Genomic DNA, 8,102 nt, shown 5'->3' on the forward strand with positions numbered 1-8,102 from the left:
ATCTGATGTATCAGCTCTTTTTTAGGAGAATACGATGGCTAGTTTTTTAGCAGGGATCAGTGCGTCAAACTTGACAGTGGGAGTCATACCAACGCCGCAAGCACGGGCAAAGGCCAGCGGATCCGCCGCGTCGTAACACTTGTCACCGCGAGGAGTGAAGCGACGAGTGCTTTGGTTAATTTGATTGTTATATGTCTGAACTGAACCACTGTAGGTTTTGTAGCAGCCATTACCGCTTGGCTCTCAACTCGTTCGCCCGATAGGTAATCATCTTTATGACACGATCACCTGTTTCGATAAGTTCGTCTTTCAACCCAGAATTCCGCTCCAAAATTTCGAGCAAATCCAGAGCGTACTTATCCTTGTATACCAACTTCCAGTTTCCGTCTGCGTGATAGTAGAAAACATGACAAGCTTCGTTGAGAATGAAGTTCACCCTTTCATTATCGGAATTGCTCAGTTCGAATCGGTATTCGACGTTTTCCCACCCAGTATTCTTAGGATATGTTTTATTAGCCACTCCATGCCCCATACGTATAACGCAAAGCTAACGGACAATAATACTGCGGTAAAGTGCGCAGCACCGCAGTGTTATTGTCCCAGCGACCGAAGGGAGCGAGTTAAGCGCCTTGTTAGAAGGCATTACCCACCGTATCTGAGTTTGTTTAAGACCAATATGAAACCTTTGATATTCATTAACAGCGGCACTAAAACAATGAGCTCAATAACTGTAGTGATTATTGAGGCTTTATCGTGTGCGATTATGTCTTGAGAATCAAATTGAGATTCGCCGAAGAAAAGTAAATAGCTACCCCAATAAATTACATCTGATAACACGTTGAAAAGTAGATAAAAAGTGATTGATGTAAAGCAAACAACCTGAAAATCAATAGGTTCTAATTTGCTAGGGCTATTTGAAGGTTCTGACGAGCGTGGAAGCAAACCAGATGCGACGATGAGGGGAAAGAACCACAAAAAAACAGCTACCAATAGCATTGTGATGATAGATGCAACTTGAAAATAGGCTATTGATTTGTATGCCGGATCATCAATGAGTGGAACAACATTGGCTCCAGAATTTACTGCGTACAAAAAAATAACAATAGAAAATACTCGGATTACTATTGATACGAAATGTTTAGCTTCCATGGGGCCTCCTATGCCTTCTAACGCCGCAAGCACGGGCCAAGGGCAACGGCTAGCCGCGCAGTGGCCTTTGTCCTCGAGGAGCGTAGCGACGAATTAGTGACTTGCATTGTTATACGTAACTTCACTCCGCTGCTCCAGGCTGAGAGGTGGAATTTAAGTAACAGTGATGGGAGCGTTTACCGAACCAATTCCAGAATAGAAGGCTGCTCATGGCTTCATTGCGCCACTTGCCTGCATGGAACACCTCAAGCACCCACTTGTATGGTTTGTTGTTGGAACGGAGCTCTCTAATGCGCATGTGGCCATTGAGAAGTTTTCGCACTTGTTCAAACACGGTTTCTAACGCTTGTTCTTCGCTCGAAAAGTATTCCAGGTGCCAATGGTTGTTATAACCCCGGTCCGTGAAAAGATAGACTGAACCTGAATCGACACCAACGGTGACGTCGAAACCGCTGTCATTTAGCTTCCTAAATAAAACCTCGGAGCACCCTTCATTCCAAACAACGTTGGCCTGCTGTGCGTCGGAAATAAGTCCTTCCACGAACGGTTTGATTAGATTGCTCATCTAGTTACGTATAACGCTTGCAGCAGTTGCGCGGTCTTTTTCGCGTCGACTGCCTGTGATTGTTATGGCTGTAGGTCGTTAACATATGCTCGCCTCATTTGCCGCCCGTACCCACAGCCATTAGAAAACAGGTTTTCCCTGAATTTAGATTGAACATATCTCTTATCAATTTGTTGAAGGCTGATATGAACTTCATTTCTCACAAGAGATTCACGAGCTAGCTTATGCAATCCACAGAACATGGCCCAAACCATTAACTGATGCCAGTCATTCCATGACGCTGCTCTTTCTTCCGCTTGAGCCCAGGCTATATTCAATTGAGGAAAATTCCCTCCGTTATCAGAGAGGATCTTACCATCAGAAATTTCGATTTCTCTCTGCCAAAGCAGTCTAGTTTCTTTGAAAACTCTACTGAACTTCATTTATGTATTGCCATAACAGTGTATTAGACGGAATTCTCACTAAACCACAGCGTCCGCCAATAAATTATTTCACCAATATACGCCCCCAACTCTATACCTATCAAGCAGTTAGCTCAATGTTTGGGCTGTTTACACACTCATCTGTGCCGATGAAAGCGAGAGTGCGGCGTGATAGGGTTCCTATATGCACGCAAGAGAAAGCTAAATAAGCAATAAAAACAGCAAGCTAGAGCGCCATATCTTGTAGATAAGAAGAATGCTGTTCCGCATAAAAACAGTTAACAGAAGTATCCATCTCTTATCTAGCCATTAAACATGACCTACACATCACCCATGCTGAGGATTCTCTACATTGCCTGCGCCCGTTGGCTAAAGCCTGCAGAGGGCGGGCGTCCGATTTTCCTCTTATCTTTTAAATAAAGCCGTTCACATCGATACAGATTTAAACCCAAACGCTTCGAGGTAACGTATATCTTTGCGATAACAAACAATTTTGTTTGTCGCCACAAAGGTAAAACCACTTGCTCGCAACCGACTCACAAAAATATCGGCTAGGCCTGTTTTGGTTCAGTAACGATCTACGGCTCAAAGATCATCCACTGTTGGTGCGTGCTGCGCAGCAATGCCAACACCTGCTATTCATTTTCATTCAAAGCCCACAGCAGACCCGTGGTAACCGATTTGTGGCCAGCCGCATGAGTGCAGAGAGGCGTCGCTTTCAGTGGCAGACATTGCAGTCACTAAACACCAAGCTGAAAAATTTAGAGCAAACCCTGCATTACGCAGAGGGCGAACCAACAGCCATCCTTGATGGCCTGATTGAACAACTTCAACCCGATGCTATCTATCGCGCTCGCCAGGTAGCCAGTGAGGAGCAGCATCCTTGGCAACAACTGCAAAGTCGATTTCCAAACACAACATTTATCAGCGCCGCCGTGCAAAGCATCTACCAACCTGACGAGTTACCAATGAGTGTTGATGCCCTGCCGGACACCTTCTCCCAGTTTCGCAGGCTGATAGAAAAGGCCGCGCCAAATTATGGTGATGCGCAGGTGCTGGCCGCCCCGCCATCACTGCCCCCGCCACCAACAGAAATAGATCAGCAAGGAAGTCAGCCTGCACTTTTACCCGTCGACAAATGGCAGGCCAGGTTAGGCTATTCAAGCACCACAGACGCGTTAGAGGAAACTCAGTTAACCTCCCTGCCCATGAAAGGCGGCGAAGATACAGCAGCAGACTTTCTGCGTGCCTACTTCCAAACATCAGCAGCCAGTCATTACAAAGAAACTCGCAACGCCCTTGATGGTGAGTTCACCAGCACTCGGTTTTCTCCTTGGTTGGCTAACGGCACGCTTTCTCCGACCCAAGTTTTAGCGGCGCTGGGAAAGTACCAACGTTTGCACGGCAGAAACGAAAGCACCTACTGGATCTACTTTGAGTTGCTTTGGCGCGAATACTTTCAGCTTTACGCGATCAAGCATGGCAACAAGCTGTTTCAGCTTCGCGGGATCACCAATAAACCAGTGACGGGCTGCCTATATGGCGAAAGGCTTGCCCGCTGGATCAACGGCACCACACCCTACCCTTTAGTGAACGCCTGCATGAATCAACTTAGAGCAACAGGCCAGCTATCAAATCGTGGCAGGCAGATAGTCGCCAGTTGTCTCATTCACGAACTGCAACTCGATTGGCGTGCTGGTGCCTACTACTTCGAGCAACAGCTTTTGGACTATGACGTAGCATCCAACTGGGGCAACTGGCAGTACATCGCGGGCGTGGGGGCAGATCCCCGTCAGGGTCGCCATTTTAATCTCAAAAAACAGCAACAGATGTTCGACCCAGAGGTTGAGTACATTGCCAAGTGGCGCGGTGATGGGGGTGCCTGCGGTGCAGTTATCGACTCCGTCGATGCAGCAGATTGGCCGGTCTCTGTTCCAGTGAGTAAGTGAAGCCGAAGAAGGATCGCCAATGCACAAGAAAACTCAACTCCCATCTAAGCGCTGCCCGATCTGCGAGCGGCCATTTGACTGGCGTAAAAAATGGGAAAAAGTATGGGATGACGTCAAATACTGCTCTGAACGATGTCGCCGTCAATCAAAACAAAAACCGGCTAACACCAATCCGAGAATAAGTACATGATAGATAAAGCACTGCAGTCAGCCTTAGAACGCGCCCAGACTTACCTTTCCAAGAGAGGCGAGCTCGCTGACCAAACTCAGCCGTCTGCCCCTCTGCTACCTACTGAACGGATCAGACTGATATTGGGTGATCAGCTCAACCCGTCTCATAGCTGGTATCGCTCTGTCGATCCCGGCACGCTCTACCTGATCGCTGAACTGAAACAGGAAACCGGTTACGTCAAACATCATATCCAAAAGATATGTGCCTTTTTCTGTGCCATGGCGGGCTTTGCCAACGCACTAAAAACCGCAGGTCACCAGGTACTTCACCTGACGCTGGACGACACTCACGCCTATGAGAGCCTGCCACCACTGATAAACGACATACTGACGTTCACGGGCGCCGGCGGTTTTGAATTTCAGCGGCCAGATGAGTATCGATTAAAACAGCAACTAGAGACCATGCAGCTACCTGATGGAGTGAGCCGCACCATATGGGACAGTGAACATTTTTTACTCCCGTTCGATGAACTTAACCACTATTTCAAAGCAGGTACAGCACACCGCATGGAAACCTTCTATCGGAAAATGCGCCGCCGATATGAGCTGCTGATGAACGGCGATGAACCCGAAGGTGGGCAATGGAATTACGATGCCAACAACAGAGAGAAGTTAAGCCAACAGGAGATCGAAGCGCTGCCTGAGCCACTCTGCTTCGCCAATGATGTCACTGATATCAAGGCGCGACTCGACAAACACAAGGTCGAATATTTCGGCAGTTATCATAGCGCCCTGTTGTGGCCGGTTACCCGCCAACAGGGGTTACAGTTGCTCGACTACTTTTGCCAGCAGCTACTGCCTAAATTCGGCCGATTTCAGGATGCAATGACCTGCCAGAGCGAAACCAAATGGAGCCTCTATCACTGCCGACTTTCCTTCGCCATGAATGCCAAGCTGCTGCATCCAAAACAGGTGATCGATGCAGCCATTACTGCATATCGGCAAGCAGACGGCGCCATCACCTTTGCCCAGGTTGAGGGTTTCGTGCGTCAAATCCTGGGATGGCGAGAATATGTTCGCGGCATTTACTGGCTAAACATGCCGCAATATGCAGAAAAAAATGCACTCAATGGCCATAGAACACTGCCAAAGTACTTCTGGGATGGCGAAACTCAGATGCGTTGTATGCGGGAGTCTTTGGGCCAAAGCCTTGAGTATGCCTACGGCCATCATATTCAACGCTTGATGGTGATCGGTAACTTTGCACTTATCACAGGTATGGATCCTGACTTAGTCGACGCCTGGTATCTCGGCGTCTATATCGACGCGATTGAATGGGTGGAAATGCCCAACACCCGGGGGATGAGCCAGTTTGCAGACGGAGGCTTACTTGCCAGTAAACCCTACGCTGCTAGCGGAAACTATATCAATAAGATGAGTGATTACTGCGCCAACTGTCATTATCAAGTGAAGCAAAAAACCGGATCGAAAGCCTGCCCGTTTAACGCCCTCTATTGGCACTTTATGAATGAACATCGTGACCGCATCGCCCGCAACCCACGCATCGGTATGGTGTATCGCAACTGGGACAAGATGAGTGATGAAAACCGCACCGCAATTTTAAGCCAAGCCGGCACCTATCTGGCGGATCTGGATTCGCTTTAACGCAGTTGGCCAGTCTCTTTTAACACCAAAGCGCGAACAAGCATTGTGGCTCAGATGAGGTGGTTTTATTGCCCCGCTTCACTAAGCTGGCCAACAAATAGGCGTATCCAAGCTCTTGGAGAAGAGCGTGAGCCAACAGCCATTTAGCCTGTCTCGGAGGAAAGCATCCCGCGAGCACCGATTAAAGGACTTTTACCTTCAATCTCTTGCCGATTTATCAAGGCGCACAAGCTGTCCTTTCCCTTCTCTAATTCAAATCTTGTCGACTCTTAGTGCACATCAGAGCATTAAAAACCCCTCCCCCATCAAATTCAGCATTACCGAAAGGGGAGTATAGAGAAGACTTTACACCCTGAAATTTTATGTTTATTTCCTCTGAGTCACAGTCTACAGCTAATGCCATTAGTGTGAGCACATCAAGTCCAAAACCTTGGCTAATATCAGTATTAATTACACCAATAATGCCCTCTTTTTTTCTTTGTTTCTCAATACTGGTTAAAGCCAAGCGACGCTCTGCTTGGCTTAACCGGGGGAAAATGGTCCAATAAATTTTCAGTCTTTCACCAAACGGTACTTCTCTCATTTCTAATATGGTCTTAATAGATTTTGGAGGTAACTCAAGACTTCCTATTAGCTCTGCTAATTCTATGCGCCCATTATTTTTTCTCATTCTCTCAAAATCAACCGAAGAGAAATAAGCCATCGCATTGACAATCAATATGTCAATATCCGCGCCTTGACTAAAAAAACTCGGAAACCATAACTGGTAGTTGAGTAGACGAGCACTTTGAAAGCTCACATCACAAGAATACGACCAAAAAAGGCACTTTTCATCCGCTAGCAAGCCTGAAAGATGAAGAGCATACTCATCACGCATGTACTTATCATTGCATCGACGTTGTTCTTGCAAACATTGCTTATAGGCTATTGCTTCCGGAAAAGCCTTAGAGAGATCGATGTTCATAAGAAGCAGCATCTCTAAATGATAAAACTTATCCCCCCATCGCTCTTCTGATAATAGATCTATATTCAGCAAATCAGCATGAGCTGATAGTGCCTTTAGGTTACGAAAGGGTTGACTATTCCAAGGTTCAACTGGCAGGTTAGTCAAAATTTCAAGTAAACGTTGATCGATGTACTTCTGAGCTATGCTACTGCACGGATATACAGGCTCTTGTAAATAAGCAGTATAAACATAGTAACTATTACTCTTACTCAAAAAATAAGAATCTATGAAAGTATTTGCAGGGATTAGACTAAAGCTGTGCTTATCTTTTTCATAACCTTCAATAAATCCTTGGCATTCAGTGGGTGATTTATCATAAAGGAGCACATCAGCACTGGCCGGCAGTATTACTCCGTAACCAAGCAATAGCCATAACACGTATCTCATAACTAGCGATTCCAAGAACTATTTATATATTCAAAATAACCGGCGCGTAAAAACAATATCGCTCACTGTGAACAACAGAAAACCATCGTCATTTAGCCATCCCGTCGGGTATATGTCCTGAGAGAACTTTTCCACGGGAGCCCTGCGACCGCTATTTAATCGCCTTGGTAAGCTTTCTTGATAGCTAGCTTCAACTCTTTAAAGCGATGATGCTCCTGACTTGAAAAATCACCGGATACTTCAAGCACTTCTCCATCAGAATTGACGAATATAAACTTACCAAAATGATTATCGATGTCGCTAAACCCTTTGAATTCTACTAGTTCATTAGCCTTTAAGTCGCACAAGCCCTCTAAAACGACGTAGTTATCGCCACTAACAAGGTTCAACGCACTCAATTGCCATGAGTCGTAGAATATGTAATCCGTAATTTTCTTCATCAAAAACTATTTCCTGTCCCCTACGACTTAGAAATGATTAACAGAATCTAAGATTGCAGTCAGTATAAACAACCGAGGCTTTGTTGGACACAGGCGGGGCTGAACGGCGGAGCTGCCCCCTTCATCTTCTAAACATGCGTTGCTCAAATTCTGCAGGGGCAGAGTAAACAGCAAAAAGCTGGAGTCCGTTAGCGATCTTGTCGGGTGGATGATGTCCTCCCTCGTTTAAAGCCAACAGTACTTTGTCCTTGTTTAACAGTTTGTTATATTTCTTGGATTCATATACTAACCGCAACAAGCCCTCGTATTAGAACGATGAACTGTGGTATTTCCTGTGTCTCGCTCCCG

8 protein-coding genes are annotated in these 8,102 nt (G+C 46.2%); 3 read left to right on the forward strand and 5 right to left on the reverse strand.

The annotated features are described in order from the left end of the window. Positions 1-642: 642 nt before the first annotated feature. The 3 genes from EZV61_RS19140 to EZV61_RS19150 form a co-directional block, all read right to left on the reverse strand. Positions 643-1,149 (reverse strand): hypothetical protein, encoded by a 507-nt coding sequence (locus EZV61_RS19140; protein ID WP_131417615.1) that lies wholly within the window; start codon positions 1,147-1,149, stop codon positions 643-645. A gap of 121 nt (positions 1,150-1,270) precedes the next feature. After that, positions 1,271-1,714: a hypothetical protein gene (locus tag EZV61_RS19145; RefSeq protein WP_131417617.1), complete on the reverse strand. Its 444-nt coding sequence runs from the start codon at positions 1,712-1,714 to the stop codon at positions 1,271-1,273. Between the two features lie 62 nt (positions 1,715-1,776). Continuing rightward, positions 1,777-2,136 carry a hypothetical protein gene (locus tag EZV61_RS19150; RefSeq protein ID WP_131417619.1) on the reverse strand — a complete coding sequence of 120 codons (360 nt, stop codon included), beginning with the start codon at positions 2,134-2,136 and terminating at the stop codon, positions 1,777-1,779. Between the two features lie 521 nt (positions 2,137-2,657). Here EZV61_RS19150 and EZV61_RS19155 point away from each other — a divergent pair. From EZV61_RS19155 to EZV61_RS19165, 3 genes are read left to right on the forward strand one after another with little or no spacing between them, the layout of a single operon-like run. After that, positions 2,658-4,085, forward strand: coding sequence for a DASH family cryptochrome (locus EZV61_RS19155; RefSeq protein ID WP_205695415.1), 1,428 nt, complete (start codon positions 2,658-2,660; stop codon positions 4,083-4,085). A 19-nt stretch (positions 4,086-4,104) separates the two neighbouring features. After that, positions 4,105-4,275, forward strand: coding sequence for a DUF2256 domain-containing protein (locus EZV61_RS19160; protein WP_114338065.1), 171 nt, complete (start codon positions 4,105-4,107; stop codon positions 4,273-4,275). Then, the gene (locus EZV61_RS19165; protein WP_131417621.1) at positions 4,272-5,921 is read left to right on the forward strand and encodes a cryptochrome/photolyase family protein; all 1,650 of its coding nucleotides are present in this window, start codon (positions 4,272-4,274) and stop codon (positions 5,919-5,921) included. The genes EZV61_RS19160 and EZV61_RS19165 overlap by 4 nt, the downstream gene beginning before the upstream one ends. A gap of 247 nt (positions 5,922-6,168) precedes the next feature. Here EZV61_RS19165 and EZV61_RS19170 read toward each other — a convergent pair whose 3' ends face one another. Both EZV61_RS19170 and EZV61_RS19175 read right to left on the reverse strand, forming a co-directional pair. Then, positions 6,169-7,314, reverse strand: a complete 1,146-nt coding sequence (locus EZV61_RS19170) for a hypothetical protein (protein WP_131417623.1) — start codon at positions 7,312-7,314, stop codon at positions 6,169-6,171. Between the two features lie 155 nt (positions 7,315-7,469). Continuing rightward, positions 7,470-7,754 (reverse strand): hypothetical protein, encoded by a 285-nt coding sequence (locus EZV61_RS19175; protein WP_131417625.1) that lies wholly within the window; start codon positions 7,752-7,754, stop codon positions 7,470-7,472. Positions 7,755-8,102 lie beyond the last annotated feature (348 nt).

It is taken from the genome of Corallincola luteus, assembly GCF_004336975.1.
GTDB classification, from domain to species: Bacteria; Pseudomonadota; Gammaproteobacteria; order Enterobacterales; family Neiellaceae; genus Corallincola; species Corallincola holothuriorum.

Coding starts and splice junctions, on each gene's coding strand:
- EZV61_RS19140 (WP_131417615.1), bottom strand. CDS start 1,149: ATGGAAGCTAAACATTTCGTATCAATAGTAATCCGAGTATTTTCTATT.
- EZV61_RS19145 (WP_131417617.1), bottom strand. CDS start 1,714: ATGAGCAATCTAATCAAACCGTTCGTGGAAGGACTTATTTCCGACGCA.
- EZV61_RS19150 (WP_131417619.1), bottom strand. CDS start 2,136: ATGAAGTTCAGTAGAGTTTTCAAAGAAACTAGACTGCTTTGGCAGAGA.
- EZV61_RS19160 (WP_114338065.1), top strand. CDS start 4,105: ATGCACAAGAAAACTCAACTCCCATCTAAGCGCTGCCCGATCTGCGAG.
- EZV61_RS19165 (WP_131417621.1), top strand. CDS start 4,272: ATGATAGATAAAGCACTGCAGTCAGCCTTAGAACGCGCCCAGACTTAC.
- EZV61_RS19170 (WP_131417623.1), bottom strand. CDS start 7,314: ATGAGATACGTGTTATGGCTATTGCTTGGTTACGGAGTAATACTGCCG.
- EZV61_RS19175 (WP_131417625.1), bottom strand. CDS start 7,754: ATGAAGAAAATTACGGATTACATATTCTACGACTCATGGCAATTGAGT.